The following is a 16,305-nucleotide window of genomic DNA, read 5'->3' on the forward strand; positions in this document are numbered from 1 at the left end:
ACCTCGTGTTGGCCGCTCGTGTCCAAAGGCGTTCCCCTCGGTGCTCGATTCGCCTGCGGGTGGAAGCGGTTGCAGTGCGACAGTTTAAATCGGGGCAGGACCCAAGCGGGGTGTAATGGACGTTGCGGACCTGCCGGGCGTGCCCGAGTGGCTCCCGGACCACCTGCGCGACGACGGCATCGAGGAGCTGTACCCGCCACAGGCCGAAGCCGTCGAGGCCGGCGTCACCGAGGGGGAGAATCTGGTCGCATCGATTCCGACAGCGAGCGGAAAGACCCTCATCGCCGAGCTAGCGATGCTCTCCTCGGTCGCCCGCGGCGGCAAAGCGCTGTACATCGTTCCACTGCGAGCGCTGGCCAGCGAGAAGCAGGCCGACTTCGAGGAGTTCGAGCAGTACGGCCTCGACATCGGCGTCTCGACGGGGAACTACGAGTCCGAGGGGGGATGGCTCGCGGACAAGGACATCGTCGTCGCCACCAGCGAGAAGGTGGACTCGCTGGTCCGGAACGACGCGCCCTGGATCGAGGACCTCACCTGTGTCGTTACTGACGAGGTCCACCTCGTCGACGATGGCGAGCGGGGGCCGACACTGGAGGTGACCTTGGCGAAACTCCGCCGGCTCAATCCTGACTTGCAGACTGTCGCGCTGTCGGCGACTATCGGCAACGCCGAAGCGCTGGCGACGTGGCTTGATGCGGGGCTCGTCGACTCCGACTGGCGGCCCATCGACCTCCAGAAGGGGGTCCACTACGGGCAGGCGCTGCATCTCGAAGACGGGAGCCAGCAACGCCTCTCGGTGCAGAACAACGAGAAGCAGACGGCGGCTATCGTCCGCGACACGCTGGAGGACGACGGCTCGACGCTGGTGTTCGTCAACTCTCGGCGCAACGCCGAGGCGGCGGCGGGCCGACTGGCGAACACGGTTCGGCCACATCTCACTACCGAAGAGCGCGACCAACTGGCCGACATCGCCGAGGAGATCCGAGACGTGAGCGACACGGAGACGAGCGACGACCTCGCGGACGCTGTCGCCGACGGCGCGGCGTTTCACCACGCTGGCCTCTCGCGAGGCCACCGCGAACTTGTCGAGGACGCGTTCCGGGATCGGCTGGTGAAGGTCGTCTGTGCGACGCCGACGCTCGCGGCCGGGGTCAACACGCCCTCCCGGCGTGTCGTTGTCCGCGACTGGCGGCGCTACGACGGCTCGGCTGGCGGGATGGCCCCGCTGTCGGTGCTCGAAGTCCATCAGATGATGGGCCGGGCCGGCCGCCCGGGGCTCGACCCCTACGGCGAGGCGGTCCTCATCGCCTCAAGCCACGACGAAGTGGACGAACTGTTTGAGCGCTACGTCTGGGCCGACCCGGAGCCGGTTCGGTCGAAACTCGCGGCTGAACCGGCCCTGCGGACCCATATCCTCGCGACGGTCGCTTCTGGCTTCGCCCGCTCGCGCGAGGGACTGCTTGAGTTCCTCGAACAGACGCTGTACGCCAGCCAGACCGACGACAGCGGCCAGCTCGAACGCGTCGTCGACGACGTGCTCACGTACCTCCAGCGCAATGACTTCCTTGAAATCGAAGCTGGTGAACTCGACGCTACCTCGCTCGGTCACACCGTCTCGCGACTCTATCTGGACCCGATGAGCGCCGCCGAAATCGTCGACGGCCTGCGGGACTGGGAACGGGGTGCCAGCGATAGCACCTCGGCCAGCGGGTCGCCGGCTGAGACGCCCGCGGAACCGCCGGCTGACAGCGGCTTCACAACCGCCAGCGAACTCGCTGAGGACGCTGACGAGAGCGACGACGCTGACAGGGACCCGGACGACATCTCCGCACTGGGCCTGTACCATCTCGTCTCGCGGACGCCGGATATGTACCAGCTGTATCTCCGCTCGGGCGACCGCGAGGAGTACGAAATGGAGCTGTTCGAGCGCGAAGACGAACTGCTCGGACCCACCCCCTCGGAGTTCGAGGAGGGCCGCTTCGAGGACTGGCTCTCGGCGCTGAAGACCGCCCGCCTGCTCGAAGACTGGGCCACGGAGGTCGACGAGGCGACCATCACGGAGCGGTACGGCGTCGGCCCGGGCGACATCCGCGGAAAGGTCGAGACGGCCCAGTGGCTGCTTGGGGCCGCCGAATCGCTGGCCAGCGAGGTCGATCTGGATGCCGCCCGGGCCATCAGCGAGGCCCGCATCCGCGTCGAACATGGCGTTCGGGAAGAACTGGTCGACCTGGCCGGCGTCCGCGGTGTCGGCCGCAAGCGCGCCCGGCGGCTGTTCCAGGCCGGTATCACCGACCGTGCACAGCTCCGGGACGCCGACAAAGCCGTCGTGCTGGCGGCGCTCAGGGGTCGCCGGAAGACGGCCGAGAACGTACTGGAAAATGCCGGCCACCGGGACCCATCGATGGAGGGTGTCGAGCCCGCGCCCGACGTGTCTATCGACCTCGACGACGGTGCAGACGAGGACACGACCGCTGAATCGACAGCCAGCGATGACCAGTCCAGTCTGGGTGATTTCTAATGCAGGTCGTCGAAGGCACTGCTGAAATTGACGACGTGGGAACGTTCGTGGAGACGCTCAGTACAATCGGCGACCGCCACGGCGTCACGGTACAGGCGTTCGACGCCCGCTACGTCGTAGACCGCGCACATCTCGAACTGGCCGTCGAACTCGCAACACGGGCTCACGACCGGGGCGACGCCATCGCCGAGGACTTCGGCGTCGAAATCCTGCTGTACGCGGCCGGCCGCCGGCAGATCAACCGCGCGCTGACGATGGGTGTCAGCGAAGGGAGCTGCCCTGTCGTCGCTGTCGTTCTCGACACTGAGGGGGACGGTTCTCACGCAGGAACGGAGCGGAAAGCCAGCGTCGAGGCAGCCATAGACGACGTTCGCGACCACCTCGACTCCGAACCGACGCTTGGCGAGTATGACGCCGACCGCGTCCGGTCGTTCTTTGACGTGACGGACACCGAACTCACCGCGACGGCCGGCGGGCTTCCTGACGCCGTCCGGGAGCGCGTCGCGTTGCTCCCGGTCGAAAAGTAGTGATAGTATTTTTGACGACGGCTGTGTTAGTAACACACATGGACCCACAGCGGACGGCACGGCAGCGGGCCAGCGAGCGTGCCCGCCGGGTTGAGGCGACGGTCGACCGCACCACCGGTGGGGCCGCGTACCCGGTCCGCGTGGAGGAACTGGCAGACGAGTACGGCAGCGCTGACCCGCCCGCCGAGGACCTCTCCGCCGCAATCGAGCGCAGCACCGACGGGGAGTTCGACTCACCGACGGAGGTCCGGGCGGCCATCCAGCAGGTGACACCGCAGGACAGCGCCAGTACTGAGGCAACGTTCGACGAGCGCGAGCAGTCGTGACCGCGCTGGAGACGCCGCTGCAGATCGGCGGTGTCGAGGTCCCCAACCGGCTGTATCGCGCACCGGTACTGGAGTGTGCCGGCAACGGTGAGGCCGCTGTCGACACACTCATCGACGAACTCGAACCGACAGCAGCCTCCGGTGTCGGTCTCCTCTTCCAGGGGGCGAGCATCGTCACTGACCGCGGCGGCTGTGCCGCGCCGAACATGACACGGGTTCACGACCCGGCCTTCGTCGAGCGGCTCGAACGGCTCACTGGGGCGATTCACGACCACGGCGGCCGGGTCTTTCTCCAACTGGCCCACGGTGGCCTCCGGAGTATGGCGACGTGGCATGCCGGATACCGCGAGAACCATCCGGACCAGCGCCAGCTTGCCGTCAGCCGTCCGCCGTGGCAGCTCCGGGCGCTGGACCGAGCTGGGCTGATTTCGCTCCAGCCGGATGTGCTCTCGACGGATGAAGTGTGGGACATAGCCGAGCAGTTCGGGCGCTGTGCCGGCTACGCCGTCGACGCGGGCTACGACGGCATCCACCTCTCGGCGGCGAACATGAGCCTGATCCAGCAGTTCCTCTCGCCGTTCTACAACCGTCGGAACGACGAGTTCGGCGACGGCGTCCGGTTCCTCGAAGCAATCCACGACGCCGTCCGAGAACACGCCGGCGACGTGCCGCTGGTCACGAAGGTACCAGCCGAGACCGCTGCGCCGAGTTTCGTTCGACGGCATCTTTCCCGAGCGGACGGTCTGGCCATCGCTGAGCGGGCGGCGGCCATCGGCTACGACGGCCTCGTCCCGGTCGAGGTGTCCCCGTTCTGGGACATGAGCATCGTCCGCGGCGCGTTCCCGGAACGAGCCTGGGACGCGAGCGACCTGCAGGACGACTACGCGGCGGTCTTCGGTAGCCGACTACGAGCGCGTGCTGTCCGGTTGCTCAATCGACTGCAGGCCCGTCGGTTCAGCCGCGACCCGGGCTGGAACGCCGACTTCTGTCGGGCAGTCCGTGAGCGCGTGGATGTACCGGTCCTGCTGGAAGGCGGGCTGCGAACGCGTGCCGATTGCGACCGGTATCTCGGCGCGACCGGGGCCGTGCCCGCCGCCGATGCGGTCGGGATGGCCCGCCCCTTCTACGCGGAGCCGCGGCTCGGTGCGCGCCTGCTCGATGGTGCGGACGCGCTGTGTGAGAGCTGTAACAACTGTACTGTGCCGCAAGTCACCGGTGAACCGGGCCGCTGCCGGACGCCGGCTGTCGTCCGCGAGCAGGCCCGAATCCGGCGGGATGGTGCCTACGAGCGAACCGAGTGACCGCCCTTGGATACCGCGGTCGTCGTCACTGAGCGGATACAAAGGCTCATACGCGCTCGGTCCCGAACGAACGCCGATGACTACAGGGATTTCGTCCGAACGCGTCGAGCTGTCAGTCGACGGCGCGGACGTCGATATTCACTACCGGACCGGCGGCGAGGGGCCGCCGATGGTGTTTCTCCACGGTATCGGGCTTGACGCCGCGACCGTCTCGTGGCGACACGCACTGCCCGCACTCGCACCGGAGCGAACGGTGTATGCGCTCGATCTGCCGGGTCACGGCGACAGCGACAAACCGGATTGCGCGTACACGACCGACTACTACCTTGAGACGCTGTCCGCGTTCATCGATGCGCTCGGCATCGAGGAGCCCGCGCTGGCCGGCCTCTCGATGGGTGGTGCAATCGCACTCGGCCACGCGCTCGATGGCGGCCCCGTCGAGCGGCTGGTATTGGTCGACAGTTATGGCCTGGGAGCCGACGCCTACTGGCGCACGGCAGCCAGCAGCGTCTTGCAGACACCGATACTCGGCAATATGCTCTGGCAGGGCGTCGGATCGTCCCAGTCGGCGATCAGAAACAGTCTCCGAAGCATGGGTCCCGGAGAGCCGCCCCAGCAACTGGTCGAGGATGTCGACAGCGCCGTCGACCGACAGACCGTCCGGGCGATGCGGCGCTGGCAGCGCAGCGAGTTCCGGTGGTGTGGCTTCCGAACTGATTACTCCGACCGGTTAGCTGAGATAGACGTGCCGACGATGCTGATTCACGGGGCCGTCGACCCACTGCTCCCCCGTCGGTGGTCCGAGCAGGCGGCTGGAACGGTTACCGATAGCACGCTGAAAATCTTCGAGAACTGCGGGCACTGTCCGCCGCGGGAACACCCCGACCGTTTCAACCGAGCGGTGCGAGCGTTCTGCTGAGTTATTCCGGCAGTTCGTCGATGAGGACGACCGCTTCGCCGTCGATGACGACTTCGTCGTCAACGAGGACGCGTGTGGTCAGCCGGTACTGTTCGTCCCCGAGGTCCTCGACGATTTCACATTCGGCAGTGAGCCGGTCGCCGATACGGACCGGGTTGTGGAACTCTAGATCCTGCGAGAGATAGATAGTCAGCCCCGGCAGCCGTGCCAGCGCCGCGCTGATGAGGCTCCCGACAAGTGTCCCATGGGCGATACGGCCGCGGAAGCGTGTCTGCTCCGCGAACTCGTCGTCCAAGTGAAGCGGGTTCGTGTCGCCGCTCGCGGCAGCGAACTGTCGCACGTCGTTTTCCGAGATCGTCTTCGTGAAATCGACGTGGTCGCCGACGCCGAGGCGGCCCGGGTGGTCTTCGGAGATCGAGACGTGCCATTCGGGGAGGTCTTCGTCCGGTTCGATACGGTCTGCGGGCGTTACGCCGTCTTCGTCCTCCTGCTGGACGCCGAACGCGGCGAACGCTGCCCGGTTAGCTGCGACGACGCTGTTGAACATATGTGACGATGTTTCAGTCCATGTGTCTAACAGCGGGTTCCGTGGCGATTCAGAACTCATCTGTTCTGGTAGTTTATTGGTCGGAGTATTAAACCTTGGTGTTGGTTTCGCCTCAGCTGTCGGTAAACGCCGTCTAACGGGCGTCAGACGCGTATTTGGGGTTCCGGTTACCGATGCTGCAGGGCGTAGCACGTTCCTCGACGCTCCTGAACCGCTAATACCATCCTCTACCATTCAATGGTACTCAATGGTTTTTGGCGGAAGCTTTATATTGTTGAGGAGAGTACATGTAGTTGACCGATGGCCGACGAGGATGATGGCCTGATGTGGCCTCCGATGTTCAAGGGGATGCAACAGGCGAGCGAGAACGCGATGGAACAGCAACAGCAGCTGATGAAACAGATGTTCGCCAACGGTGGCATGCCGAGTTTCGATATGAATCAGCTCGGTGCCATGAGTCAGATGGCGACGTTCAAGACCCGCGTGCAGAGCGGGGGTCGGATCAGCATCCCCGATGCGGAGCGAGAGGCGCTGGGCATCGACGAAGGCGATATCGTTCAAGCCGTCGTCCTCCCGGTCACTAACAACAGCGAGTAATCCAACAATGGTAGACTACACAACCCCCGTCACGACAGCGTTCGAGATGCAGCGTGCGACGATCGAGCAGAGCCAGAAGGCGCTCGAACAGAGCGTTTCCTTCCAGCAGAACGTCAACAACGCGGTTATTGACAGCCTCGACACACAGGAGTCGGCACAGCGCCGCGGTGTCGAGCTCCAGCAGACCGCGTTCCACAGCTACCTCGACGCGATGGCGTCGACGATGCCCGGCATGACCGAAACTGTCGAGCAGATCCGCGAGACCGTCGACGAGCAGTTCGACTTCCTGCTCGAGAACCACGCCGAACTGTTCGACAACATGGAAACGGAGCTCGAAGAGGGCGTCGACACCTACGACGAGATGACTGACGAGTACGTCGCCGCCGTCAACGACCAGGTCGACATGCTCGTCGAGGCCCACGAGGAACTCGAAGCGCAGTCCGTCGAGGCCGCCGAGCAGTTCGGCGAGCAGCTCGAAGAAGTGCAGGAGCAGGTCGAGGAAATCCAGGAGCAGGTCGAGGAAGTGCAGGCCGAAGCTGCCGACGCTGTCGACGTCGAAGCGTAAGAACGACAGTCGGTTTTTTTGTGCGCCCGCCGCCGAGGTACTATTATGAGTAACACAAACGACATTCAGGAGGAATGGACGGAGATGGTTGAGGAGATGAACAACGCGGTCGCTGACTCGATGGAGCAGAACATGAAGGCTCAGGCAGCCTTCGTGGAGTCGTGGGCCGATGCCGTCGAAGATACGATCCCGGAGCAGGAGGACCTTGCCGACGGGATGGACGGGTACAACCGCGCCTACGAGGAGTGGATGGACGCCGCCGAGCAGATGGTCGAACGCTCGACCGACGCCGCTCGGGGCGAAGACGTCGACCCCGCCGAATTCCGTGACATCTGGCTGCAGTCCGCCAACGAGGCGTTCAAACACGTTATGGGCACCTCGGCCTTCGCGGCCGCGAACGGCCAGCTCGTCGAGTCGATGATGGAGATGCAACAGGAAGCAGACGACCTGAGCCAGGACACGCTGGAACAGCTCGGCTTCCCGACGCGGGACGATGTCGACGAGATCGGCGAGCGACTCATCGAGCTTGAGCGCCGCCAGCACGCGGTCGAACAGAAGCTCGACCGCGTCCTCGAACACTTAGAAGAGTAATCATGTCAAGCAATCCCTTCAATCCGTTCGAGGCCGCGCTCAACTGGCAGCGCAAGACACTGGAGAACATGACTGACGCTGCCGAGACCAGTCAGATCGCCGACGAGCGACTGGAACTGCTGGAGTCCGTCGAAGTCGGCCAGACGCCGAGTAACGTCGTGTACGAGGAGAACAAGCTCGAACTCCTCCATTACGACGCCGAGGCTGCCGGCATCGAGGTACCCGAAGAGGAGAAGGAGGACGTGCCGATCCTCATCGTCTACGCCCTCATCAACCGGCCGTACATCCTTGACCTGCAAGAGGAGCGGTCGGTCGTCCGACGCCTGCTTGAGGCGGGCCACGACGTGTACCTCATCGACTGGAACGAGCCCTCGCGGCTTGACCAGCATCTCACCCTCGACGACTACGTCAACCGCTATATGGACAACTGCGTCGACGTGGTCCGCGAGCGCTCCGGGCAGGACGCGATCAACATCCTCGGCTACTGTATGGGCGGGACGATGTCGGTAATGTACACCGCGCTCCACAAAGAGAAGGTCAATACTCTGGGCCTGATGGCCGCTGGGCTGTGCTTCGACCACACCGGCGGCGTCCTCGAAGAGTGGGGCTCCGAGGAGTACTACTCCCCGCAGGACGTCGTCGACACGTTCGGCAACGTCCCCTCCGATATGCTTGACATCGGCTTCGCGCTGATGGACCCTGTCGAGAACTACGTCACGAAGTACATCCGGTTCTCGGAGAACATGGAGAACGAAGGCTTCGTCGAGAACTTCGGCCGGATGGAGAAGTGGCTCGGCGATGGTATCGACGTAGCCGGCGAGGCTTACGTTCAGTTCCTCGAAGACGTGTACCAGGACAACAAGCTCTATCGGAACGAACTGGAACTCGACGGCAAGCACGTCGACCTGGACAACATCGACATGCCTGTCCTCCAGCTCATGGGTGAATACGACCACCTCATTCCGCCGGAGGCCTCCAAGCCGTTCAACGACGTCATCGCCAGCAACGACACGCGTACCATCGAGTTCTCGACGGGCCACATCGGACTCTCCGTCTCGTCGTCGACTCACGCCGACCTCTGGCCCGAGGTCGCCGAGTGGTACTCGGAGCGCAGCAAAGGGGGCGAGGAAGTCGACATCGAGGTCGAATCCCCCGAAGCGGCTGCAGACGACGCGGTAGACCAGTCGGAACCCACCGAGATCGACGTCGACGCGACTGACGATGTCGATGCCGACGCTACTGAGAACGAAGACGACGCGACTGACGGACCTGCCGATGTGGATAGCGTCTCCGGTATCGGCCCGACCTACGCCGACCGTCTGCACGACGCCGGCATCCACAGCGTTGCGGACCTGGCTGACTACGACGCGGCTGAACTGGCTGACATCGCCGAGACCACCGAATCCCGCGCGCAGGACTGGCTCGACCAGCTGTAATCCGGCGCTGTTTTTCTGTTTCCCGCTGCACGAGTAGCTATGCGCGTTTCCGTCATCGGCGGCTCGACAGTTACCGACGAACAGTACCAGCAGGCACGGGAGGTCGGGCGGCGACTCGGTGAGCATGGCCACGATGTCGTCTGTGGCGGCCTCACTGGCGTGATGGAGGCGGCCTGTCGGGGTGCGAGCGAGGCCGGCGGTCACACTGTCGGTATCCTCCCTGGTGAGCGCCGGGCCGCTGCAAACGACTACGTCGAGACTGCTATTGCGACGGGACTCGGAAACGCTCGCAACGTCCTCGTCGTGATGAACGGCGCGGCCGTCATCGCTATCGACGGCGGCACCGGGACGCTCTCGGAACTCGGCCACGCCCTCGACATAGACCGACCGGTCGCCGGGCTCGGAACCCACCGCCTCGATAGCGTGGCCGGCGGCGACGCCATCGAACACGTCGACACCCCTGCTGAGGCCGTCGAACACGTCGAGTCAGCCGTGCAGTAGCCGCCGTTTCAGTCGAGTAGCCGTCTCAGCACCGCTGCAACAACGAGGTTCCCAACGCCAAGCAGCCTGACCCGGCGACGGGCCCCGTCCTGCGGCGTGAACTCCACCGACAGTGCCCAGCGATAGCCCAGCCGTGCCAGCGACAGTAACAGCCCCGGAACAAGCAGATGAAGCACGCCAGCCAACGCCGTTCCAGTCCATAGCAGCCGCCGTTCGGTCCGCGTCAGGTCCATACCGACTCAAGGGAGTGCGTCGGTTTGACCGTGGCGTCTACTTCGTGATAGTAGGATTCTTGGGGGCGAGACGGCGTTCACCGCGGCCACGCTATCGGCATAGTGTCGTTATCCACCTATACTGAAAACAAAAATAGAGAATCGCACCGATTCTTCACGAGGTCGACGGGCGAGGCAGGCATCCGCGGCCGAAGGCCGCGGTTCTCGGAATCGCCGCTTTGCGGCGATTCCGCCTTTTTCGCCCACGTTTTTGCGCGGGGGTTGAGGGCGCGAAGCGCCCGAGGCCCCTGCACAAAAAGGTGGCTTACATCATGCCGCCCATACCGCCGCCCATACCGCCCATGCCGCCGCCCATGCCGCCGGGCGCGCCGCCTGGGCCGCCAGGTCCGCCTTCGTCCTCGTCGTCGTCGCCCTGGCCACCCTTGAGGTCGCCAGCAGCAATGACGTCATCGATGCGGAGGATCATGACGGCTGCTTCGGTTGCGCTTTCGACGGCCTGGGTCTTGACACGGAGAGGCTCGACGACGCCGTCCTCTTCCATGTCGACGACCTCGCCAGTGTAGGCATCAAGCCCGGAGGTGACTGCGCCACCGTCGTGCTTGCTGCGGAGGTCGACCAGCGAGTCGATCGGGTCGAGACCGGCGTTCTCGGCGAGGGTGCGCGGGATGACGTCGATGGCGTCGGCGAACGCTTCGACGGCGAGCTGTTCGCGGCCACCGACGGAGTCGGCGTGGTCGCGCAGGCCGAGTGCGAGCTGCGTCTCGGGGGCACCGCCGCCGGGCAGGACCTTGCCGTCCTCCAGCGTGGCGGCGACGACGCCGAGCGAGTCCTCGATGGCGCGCTCGACTTCGTCGACGACGTGTTCGGTGCCGCCGCGGAGGATCATCGTGACAGCGCGGGCGTCCTCGACGTCCTCGACGAAGATGCGCTCGTCGCCAGCGATGTCCTTCTGGGCAACGGAGCCGGCGAAGCCGAGGTCGTCGGCTTCGATGTCGTCGATGTTCGAGATGATGCGCGCGCCGGTCGAGCGCGAAAGGGCCTCGATGTCGGACTTCTTGGCGCGGCGAACAGCGAGAATACCTTCCTGGGCGAGGTAGTGCTGGGCCATGTCGTCGATGCCCTTCTGGCAGAAGACGACGTCAGCACCGGCTTCTTTGAGCTTGTCGACCATCTCCTTGAGCTGTTCCTCTTCCTGGTCGAGGAACTGCTGGAGCTGGTCGGGGTCAGTGACGTTGACTTCGGTGTCGAGCTCCGTTTCCGGAACTTCGATGGCCGTGTCGAGCAGGGCAACGTCGGCGTCCTCGACGGCGAACGGCATGTTGTCGTGGACGCGTTCCTTGTCGACGATGACGCCTTCGACGAGTTCGGACTCGTCGGTTGCGCCGCCGACGACGGTTTCGATCTGGATGTTGTCGGTGTCGACGCTGCCGTCGTCGTCGACGACGGACTGTGCGGCGCGGACGACGAGCTCGGCGAGGACGTCCTTGGAGGACTCCGCGCCCTTGCCGGTCATCGCGGTCGCGGCGACCTTTTCGAGGGTCTCCGTGTCGTCGGCGTCGACGTCGATGGCGTTGTCTTCGAGGATTTCCTTGGCCTTCTCGGCGGCCTGGCGGTACCCCTGAGCCAGGATGCTAGCGTGGATGTCCTGGTCGAGGAGTTCCTCGGCCTTCGAGAGGAGCTCGCCGGCCATGACGACCGCCGTGGTCGTGCCGTCGCCCACTTCGTCTTCCTGGGTCTGGGCGACCTCGACGATCATGTTGGCGGCGGGGTGCTCGATGTCCATCTCGTCGAGGATGGTGACGCCGTCGTTCGTGACGACGACCGAGCCCGAGTTGTCGACGAGCATCTTGTCCATGCCCTTCGGACCCAGTGTCGTCCGAACGGCCTCGGCGACGGCCGTCCCGGCCGTGATGTTCATCGACTGCGCGTCCTTTCCGGATGTCCGCTGGGACTCCTCGGAAAGTACAATCATGGGCTGGTTGCCCATCTGCTGTTGAGCCATAGTCAAACGATGATTGAATGTGATTCTATATAAATGCTGTGGTCACAGCCGCCATATCGCCTTACTGCATGCCACACTCGACGGTGTGATACTACCTAACGTGGGTGGTTTATATACCCACTCAGGAACGCTCAGCGGCCCATTCCGAACCGCCGGTGGCGCAACTCCGGCGTAATCTGGATGCGGGAGATGTCCTGTCCGGTCCGGTACCAGACGAACGCCGCCCTTGTGAACAGTTCGCGACACTCGATGCGGACTTCCCGGGGATTGCCCTCCGTCCGCTCGTGGATATCTTCGATTGCGGCCCGGGTGAACAGATCCGGGGCCTGCCCCTCGTACGGTTCGTCTCGGAAGTACGCCAGCGAGCGGGCGGCGTACTCGGCCACGTCGTCCGGCGAGAACGGGTCGATGCCCTCGTAGTACCGCAGTCGGGAGTCGAGCGTTCCGCGGATCTCGGCGACGCGCCGTTTCCCCTCCGGTGTCCCGGTGAGGAACAGCCGAACGCCGGCGTCGCCGGCCACCTGCAGCGGCGACAGCAGGTCCGCCTCAAGCACCTCGATCTCGTCGACGACCAGCAGGAGCGTTTTCTCGTCCTCGCGCACGCGACGGACGATCTCGTGGACGGCGTCTTTCGCCTCTGCAGTCGCCCACGGAATTCCGTCACGGACCTGTGAGTAGTTGCGCTGGTCGATGGAGTAGCCCGCGGCGTAGGCGGCTGTCAGCACCGTCTGGTACAGTTTTCGGGGCGTCGTCTCACGGGGGTTATCGAGGTGCGTGATGACAAAGCCCTCGTGCTTCGAGAGGTCCCGCAGCACGATTTCACGGAACGCCGTCTTTCCCGTGCCGTAGGGACTCACTAACCCGATGTGCTGGTCTTGGAGGAGCCACGACGTGACCTGATTCAGCATCTCGGTGTCGTGGCGGACGTACAGCGGCTCGGGCATGTGGTCCAGCCCGGCTTCCTCGGTAAACGGGAGGTCTGTCACGGTGTCGGCAGTGCCGCCCAGCGCCTCGCCGAAGGCCAGCAGCCGCTGTTCGACCTCTTCCAACTGGTCCAGCAGGACGCCAGCAGTGGCGCTCTCGGCACGGTCCTCCTCTTCGGACCGGAGCGATTCGAGCCGGTCCATCACCTCCGAGACCGACTGCCCCGAACCGCTGGTCTTCGGTTGCTCTGTGTCGTCCACCACGGCTATCTCTCTCAGCCTTGCCGGTCCGGCGCGTTATATGTTACGCCCCGAATTTCGGGGAAGATAACGCGACTTACTGTGTTAGAACGGGAGCGGGAACGGAACCGAGCCGTAGGCGTACCCTTCCATGCTGCCGTCCGGGCGAGCACGGAACACGATAGTCGGCGAGTACCCCACATCCGGCTGTTCGCCGTAGACTCGCCGCCAGTCGTCGTCCGGGAAAGAACTGCAGTCGACCACGAGGACCGCACCGGGGTGGGCTGCTAGCTGGTCGCGTGTCTTCGCGTCGCCGGACGCCTTCACCGCGCCGACGGCAGTGTCGACCTGCCGTCGGGACGGCGGCCGGGGGCGCGTGACCTCGACGAGTGTGTCTTCGACCCGGAAGTCGACGGAGTGGCCCGAGTCCAGTTCGACTTCGGGGGTGATGTCGTTGCCCGCGTCGACGAGCAGTTTGGCGACGTTGAACTCGCCCATCGTCGCCCGCATCCGCGAGAGGTCAAAGCCCTCGCTGGTCCCGAGTTTGCTCGCCATCGTGTAGCGATAGTCATCCAGTGCGCCGGTCGCCAGGAAGTCGTCGTAGAACGCCAGCCCGTTCGCTCGATCGGCGTCGGGAAAGCCGCCGGCGTGCTCCCGGAAGAACCTCCGTGTCGACTCCCGGCCGTCCTTGGAGAGAAACACGGGCAAGAAAAAGTGCGCCAGCGCCTCGTACTCGGTGAGCCACGGGTCTTCCACCTCTAGCTGGGCGAACAGTTCGCGCTGGACCCACTCGCTAATCTCGTCGGGCACCTCGTCGAACGTGTACTTCTCCGTCCGCCACAGTGTCTCCGGTGTCTCCGTATTTCCGACCCAGTACGCCCGCTGGCCGTTCCAGCAAAACAGCGCCAGATCGCCGTTGTCCATCTCCAGTCGGCGGGCGGCCCAGCCCTCCGGCGGAGCGAACCACGGGCCGTTCATCGTCGCACCGAATGTGTTCTGCAGCGGTGTCAGCAGGTCCGTCCGGACCCGCTTTTCGCTCCATCGCTCGTTCGACTGTCGCAGACGTAAGGGACCAGCCACAGCGTTGTGTAGATGGTCAGTGGTCTTGGGCGTTCCGCCCTGTCGAAACACCCTCTTTTGGACCGTTCGGCTGCTCTGTTGCCCGTGTGGTACGGTTTCTGTGACCACCGTTACATTGATAGTCACTACCAGCCAATTTTCACCGTGGTAACCTATGTCGATGGGAGCGTACGACGACGACGAACACGAACGCCGTGAACGCAAGAACAGCGAGGTCGAACTGTCGGAAGACGACGACCGGAGTACATACCACGGGAGCGTCGACTACGACGGTGACGAGTCGACAGAAGAGTTGCTCGACCAGTTCAAGCAGATTAACTCCGACTGACTGCGGTCGTTCTCGACCGGTAGCGCAATAGTCCGACAGAGACGGCTGTCACGGCAGTCACGGCTATCACATGGCCGACCAGCGCCGCGAGCAGCACCGGCTGGTCGAGCACGAACGGCACGAGCACGAGCTGGAGGACGCCAAAGCCCCATATCTCTAGATCGGCCCGCATGAACACCCGCGCTGTCTCGGGATCGAACCGGTAGCGAGCCGACCGCCACAGGCCCGTGACGCTGGCCCACCAGCCCGTCCCGATGCGGTAACTCACGTCCCAGAGGATGAGTAGCGTCAGGTATACGACCAGTACCGGCGGCTCCGACCCGAACAGTCGGTTGAGCAGTGGCATCGAGCTGACCTGCGGGTCGAACACGAACAGATGTGTGAGCAGGGCGATGTACGCGAGGACGGACAACACGACTTCCACGTTCGAGGCGAACAGCAGCGCACGGTAAGTCGGTGGCACGTCGATACGGCGGATGAGCGTGCTGATACGGAGCATCTCCGCGCTTCCGATGGTCGCGACGAACACGACGACCGTTCCGGCGATTGCGGCGCTCCAGACCTCGTAGTACCACGACAGGGCGACGATGGCAACCTCGAAGACGAGTAGTTGAATCGCCATCGCGGCCCACGTCGGGAGCCGAATCCCCGGCAATGCGCCGATAATACTCTCGTACACCCACGTCTCGCCGTACTCGGGTCGAGCGCTATCACCGCTCATCTGCCGGCACCACCCGTGGCCGCGGCCGCCTGTGCCGCATCTCGACTCCGCGGTTCGCTGAGGGCCAGCCTGACCGCATCTGCGAACGATGTCGGGTCAACGGTGAACTCTGTCTGAGCCGCCTCGGTGTCTGCGACCACCGGCGTCTTCAGGCCGTGGATGAGCGGGCGGGCGACGCTCGAGGGCACGTCGGTCATGAGGGCGACCCAGTACGCCGACAGCTTCGGTGTCAACACCGGTATCGGCACGATTGTCGGCTCACCGGTCCCCATGAGTCGGCCCGTCCGTTTCAGGATCTCAGCGTATGTCAGTACCTCTGGCCCGCCGATCTCGTAGGTTTCGCCGGCCGTTTCCGGCTTATCGAGCACATCGACCAGATACGAGATGACGTCGTCAATCGCGATCGGATGACAGTCTGTCCGCACCCAGCGCGGCGTCAGCATCACGGGCAATCGCGTTGTTAGCTCGCGTATCATCCGGAAGCTCGCCGAACCCGCGCCGATGATGATAGCCGCCCGGAACGTCGTCAGGTCGTATTCGCCGTCCCGGAGAATGAATTCGACCTCACGGCGCGACCGGAGGTGTTCCGACAGCGTCTCGTCGTCCTCGCCGAGGCCGCCGAGGTAGACGACCCGGTCGACGCCGGCCTCGTCAGCGGCTCGACGGAAGTTCCGCGCCGCCCGCCGGTCCCGCTCGGCGTAGTCGCTTCCGGCACGCATCGAATGGACCAGATAGTACGCGGCGTCGACGCCGTCGAGACCGGCGTCGAAACTGCCTGCATCGAGCAGGTCACCTGTCACCACGTCGACGCCGTCGGGTGAGTCGTACCCGCTCGGGTCGCGAACAAGGGCGCGAACGCTGTGACCGGCCGCGAGGAGCGCCGGGACGAGATGGCTCCCGACAAACCCTGTCGCACCGGTCACGAGCACGTGCATACCCTTCCTGCAGGA

Annotated in this window: 18 protein-coding genes; 11 read left to right on the forward strand and 7 right to left on the reverse strand. The window is 64.5% G+C overall.

The window, feature by feature from the left end; translation table 11 throughout:
* Window positions 1-115: 115 nt before the first annotated feature.
* The 5 genes from ACYJ11_RS07485 to ACYJ11_RS07505 all read left to right on the forward strand — a co-directional run bounded on the left by ACYJ11_RS07485 (window position 116) and on the right by ACYJ11_RS07505 (window position 5,591).
* Window positions 116-2,518 (forward strand): ATP-dependent DNA helicase, encoded by a 2,403-nt coding sequence (locus ACYJ11_RS07485; protein WP_461647299.1) that lies wholly within the window; start codon window positions 116-118, stop codon window positions 2,516-2,518.
* Window positions 2,518-3,045, forward strand: coding sequence for a KEOPS complex subunit Cgi121 (gene cgi121, locus ACYJ11_RS07490; RefSeq protein ID WP_461647300.1), 528 nt, complete (start codon window positions 2,518-2,520; stop codon window positions 3,043-3,045). The genes ACYJ11_RS07485 and cgi121 overlap by 1 nt, the downstream gene beginning before the upstream one ends.
* 38 nt (window positions 3,046-3,083) lie before the next feature.
* Window positions 3,084-3,371: a hypothetical protein gene (locus ACYJ11_RS07495; protein WP_461647301.1), complete on the forward strand. Its 288-nt coding sequence runs from the start codon at window positions 3,084-3,086 to the stop codon at window positions 3,369-3,371.
* Window positions 3,368-4,672: an oxidoreductase gene (locus ACYJ11_RS07500; RefSeq protein WP_461647302.1), complete on the forward strand. Its 1,305-nt coding sequence runs from the start codon at window positions 3,368-3,370 to the stop codon at window positions 4,670-4,672. Before ACYJ11_RS07495 ends, ACYJ11_RS07500 begins: the two co-directional genes overlap by 4 nt.
* 76 nt (window positions 4,673-4,748) lie before the next feature.
* The gene (locus tag ACYJ11_RS07505; protein ID WP_461647303.1) at window positions 4,749-5,591 is read left to right on the forward strand and encodes an alpha/beta fold hydrolase; all 843 of its coding nucleotides are present in this window, start codon (window positions 4,749-4,751) and stop codon (window positions 5,589-5,591) included.
* A 1-nt stretch (window position 5,592) separates the two neighbouring features.
* Here ACYJ11_RS07505 and ACYJ11_RS07510 read toward each other — a convergent pair whose 3' ends face one another.
* Window positions 5,593-6,138, reverse strand: a complete 546-nt coding sequence (locus tag ACYJ11_RS07510; RefSeq protein ID WP_170097393.1) for a MaoC family dehydratase — start codon at window positions 6,136-6,138, stop codon at window positions 5,593-5,595.
* Window positions 6,139-6,438: 300 nt separating this feature from the next.
* Here ACYJ11_RS07510 and ACYJ11_RS07515 point away from each other — a divergent pair, with 300 nt between their 5' ends.
* Genes ACYJ11_RS07515 through ACYJ11_RS07535 form a run of 5 tightly spaced genes read left to right on the forward strand, consistent with a single transcriptional unit; the run spans window position 6,439 to window position 9,828 of the window.
* Window positions 6,439-6,735, forward strand: a complete 297-nt coding sequence (locus ACYJ11_RS07515; RefSeq protein ID WP_188975973.1) for an AbrB/MazE/SpoVT family DNA-binding domain-containing protein — start codon at window positions 6,439-6,441, stop codon at window positions 6,733-6,735.
* Window positions 6,736-6,742: 7 nt separating this feature from the next.
* On the forward strand, window positions 6,743-7,300 hold the full coding sequence (locus ACYJ11_RS07520; protein ID WP_005536594.1) for a hypothetical protein: 558 nt from the start codon (window positions 6,743-6,745) through the stop codon (window positions 7,298-7,300).
* A gap of 45 nt (window positions 7,301-7,345) precedes the next feature.
* On the forward strand, window positions 7,346-7,891 hold the full coding sequence (locus ACYJ11_RS07525) for a poly(R)-hydroxyalkanoic acid synthase subunit PhaE (protein WP_005536593.1): 546 nt from the start codon (window positions 7,346-7,348) through the stop codon (window positions 7,889-7,891).
* Window positions 7,892-7,893: 2 nt separating this feature from the next.
* Window positions 7,894-9,327 carry a poly(3-hydroxyalkanoate) polymerase subunit PhaC gene (gene phaC / locus ACYJ11_RS07530; RefSeq protein WP_461647304.1) on the forward strand — a complete coding sequence of 478 codons (1,434 nt, stop codon included), beginning with the start codon at window positions 7,894-7,896 and terminating at the stop codon, window positions 9,325-9,327.
* A gap of 39 nt (window positions 9,328-9,366) precedes the next feature.
* Complete coding sequence (locus ACYJ11_RS07535) at window positions 9,367-9,828, forward strand: TIGR00725 family protein (protein ID WP_461647305.1); 462 nt, start codon at window positions 9,367-9,369, stop codon at window positions 9,826-9,828.
* Between the two features lie 8 nt (window positions 9,829-9,836).
* Here ACYJ11_RS07535 and ACYJ11_RS07540 read toward each other — a convergent pair whose 3' ends face one another.
* From ACYJ11_RS07540 to ACYJ11_RS07555, 4 genes are all read right to left on the reverse strand, one after another.
* Window positions 9,837-10,061: a hypothetical protein gene (locus ACYJ11_RS07540; protein ID WP_188975980.1), complete on the reverse strand. Its 225-nt coding sequence runs from the start codon at window positions 10,059-10,061 to the stop codon at window positions 9,837-9,839.
* A gap of 304 nt (window positions 10,062-10,365) precedes the next feature.
* Complete coding sequence (gene thsA, locus ACYJ11_RS07545; protein WP_005536589.1) at window positions 10,366-12,048, reverse strand: thermosome subunit alpha; 1,683 nt, start codon at window positions 12,046-12,048, stop codon at window positions 10,366-10,368.
* Window positions 12,049-12,194: 146 nt separating this feature from the next.
* The gene (locus tag ACYJ11_RS07550) at window positions 12,195-13,190 is read right to left on the reverse strand and encodes an AAA family ATPase (RefSeq protein WP_461647382.1); all 996 of its coding nucleotides are present in this window, start codon (window positions 13,188-13,190) and stop codon (window positions 12,195-12,197) included.
* A gap of 141 nt (window positions 13,191-13,331) precedes the next feature.
* On the reverse strand, window positions 13,332-14,306 hold the full coding sequence (locus tag ACYJ11_RS07555) for a DUF5784 family protein (protein WP_461647306.1): 975 nt from the start codon (window positions 14,304-14,306) through the stop codon (window positions 13,332-13,334).
* 154 nt (window positions 14,307-14,460) lie between these two features.
* Between ACYJ11_RS07555 and ACYJ11_RS07560 the strand changes: the two genes are divergently transcribed.
* A complete protein-coding gene (locus tag ACYJ11_RS07560) occupies window positions 14,461-14,634 on the forward strand; it encodes a DUF5786 family protein (protein WP_004960301.1) in 174 nt (57 codons plus the stop codon).
* On the opposite strand, the gene ACYJ11_RS07565 is transcribed toward ACYJ11_RS07560, so the two are convergent.
* Together ACYJ11_RS07565 and ACYJ11_RS07570 are read right to left on the reverse strand one after the other, a co-directional pair.
* Window positions 14,621-15,355, reverse strand: a complete 735-nt coding sequence (locus tag ACYJ11_RS07565; protein ID WP_461647307.1) for a DUF7530 family protein — start codon at window positions 15,353-15,355, stop codon at window positions 14,621-14,623. The genes ACYJ11_RS07560 and ACYJ11_RS07565 overlap by 14 nt on opposite strands.
* Window positions 15,352-16,290: an NAD(P)H-binding protein gene (locus tag ACYJ11_RS07570; protein WP_461647308.1), complete on the reverse strand. Its 939-nt coding sequence runs from the start codon at window positions 16,288-16,290 to the stop codon at window positions 15,352-15,354. Before ACYJ11_RS07570 ends, ACYJ11_RS07565 begins: the two co-directional genes overlap by 4 nt.
* Between the last annotated feature and the right edge of the window lie 15 nt (window positions 16,291-16,305).

This window comes from Haloarcula sp. H-GB5 (assembly GCF_054850705.1).

Bases quoted from the DNA above. Each gene is read 5' to 3' on its own strand.
- ACYJ11_RS07485 (WP_461647299.1), top strand. From the start codon at position 116: ATGGACGTTGCGGACCTGCCGGGCGTGCCCGAGTGGCTCCCGGACCAC.
- cgi121 (WP_461647300.1), top strand. From the start codon at position 2,518: ATGCAGGTCGTCGAAGGCACTGCTGAAATTGACGACGTGGGAACGTTC.
- ACYJ11_RS07495 (WP_461647301.1), top strand. From the start codon at position 3,084: ATGGACCCACAGCGGACGGCACGGCAGCGGGCCAGCGAGCGTGCCCGC.
- ACYJ11_RS07505 (WP_461647303.1), top strand. From the start codon at position 4,749: ATGACTACAGGGATTTCGTCCGAACGCGTCGAGCTGTCAGTCGACGGC.
- ACYJ11_RS07510 (WP_170097393.1), bottom strand. From the start codon at position 6,138: ATGTTCAACAGCGTCGTCGCAGCTAACCGGGCAGCGTTCGCCGCGTTC.
- ACYJ11_RS07515 (WP_188975973.1), top strand. From the start codon at position 6,439: ATGGCCGACGAGGATGATGGCCTGATGTGGCCTCCGATGTTCAAGGGG.
- ACYJ11_RS07520 (WP_005536594.1), top strand. From the start codon at position 6,743: ATGGTAGACTACACAACCCCCGTCACGACAGCGTTCGAGATGCAGCGT.
- ACYJ11_RS07525 (WP_005536593.1), top strand. From the start codon at position 7,346: ATGAGTAACACAAACGACATTCAGGAGGAATGGACGGAGATGGTTGAG.
- phaC (WP_461647304.1), top strand. From the start codon at position 7,894: ATGTCAAGCAATCCCTTCAATCCGTTCGAGGCCGCGCTCAACTGGCAG.
- ACYJ11_RS07535 (WP_461647305.1), top strand. From the start codon at position 9,367: ATGCGCGTTTCCGTCATCGGCGGCTCGACAGTTACCGACGAACAGTAC.
- ACYJ11_RS07540 (WP_188975980.1), bottom strand. From the start codon at position 10,061: ATGGACCTGACGCGGACCGAACGGCGGCTGCTATGGACTGGAACGGCG.
- thsA (WP_005536589.1), bottom strand. From the start codon at position 12,048: ATGGGCAACCAGCCCATGATTGTACTTTCCGAGGAGTCCCAGCGGACA.
- ACYJ11_RS07550 (WP_461647382.1), bottom strand. From the start codon at position 13,190: ATGGACCGGCTCGAATCGCTCCGGTCCGAAGAGGAGGACCGTGCCGAG.
- ACYJ11_RS07560 (WP_004960301.1), top strand. From the start codon at position 14,461: ATGTCGATGGGAGCGTACGACGACGACGAACACGAACGCCGTGAACGC.
- ACYJ11_RS07565 (WP_461647307.1), bottom strand. From the start codon at position 15,355: ATGAGCGGTGATAGCGCTCGACCCGAGTACGGCGAGACGTGGGTGTAC.
- ACYJ11_RS07570 (WP_461647308.1), bottom strand. From the start codon at position 16,290: ATGCACGTGCTCGTGACCGGTGCGACAGGGTTTGTCGGGAGCCATCTC.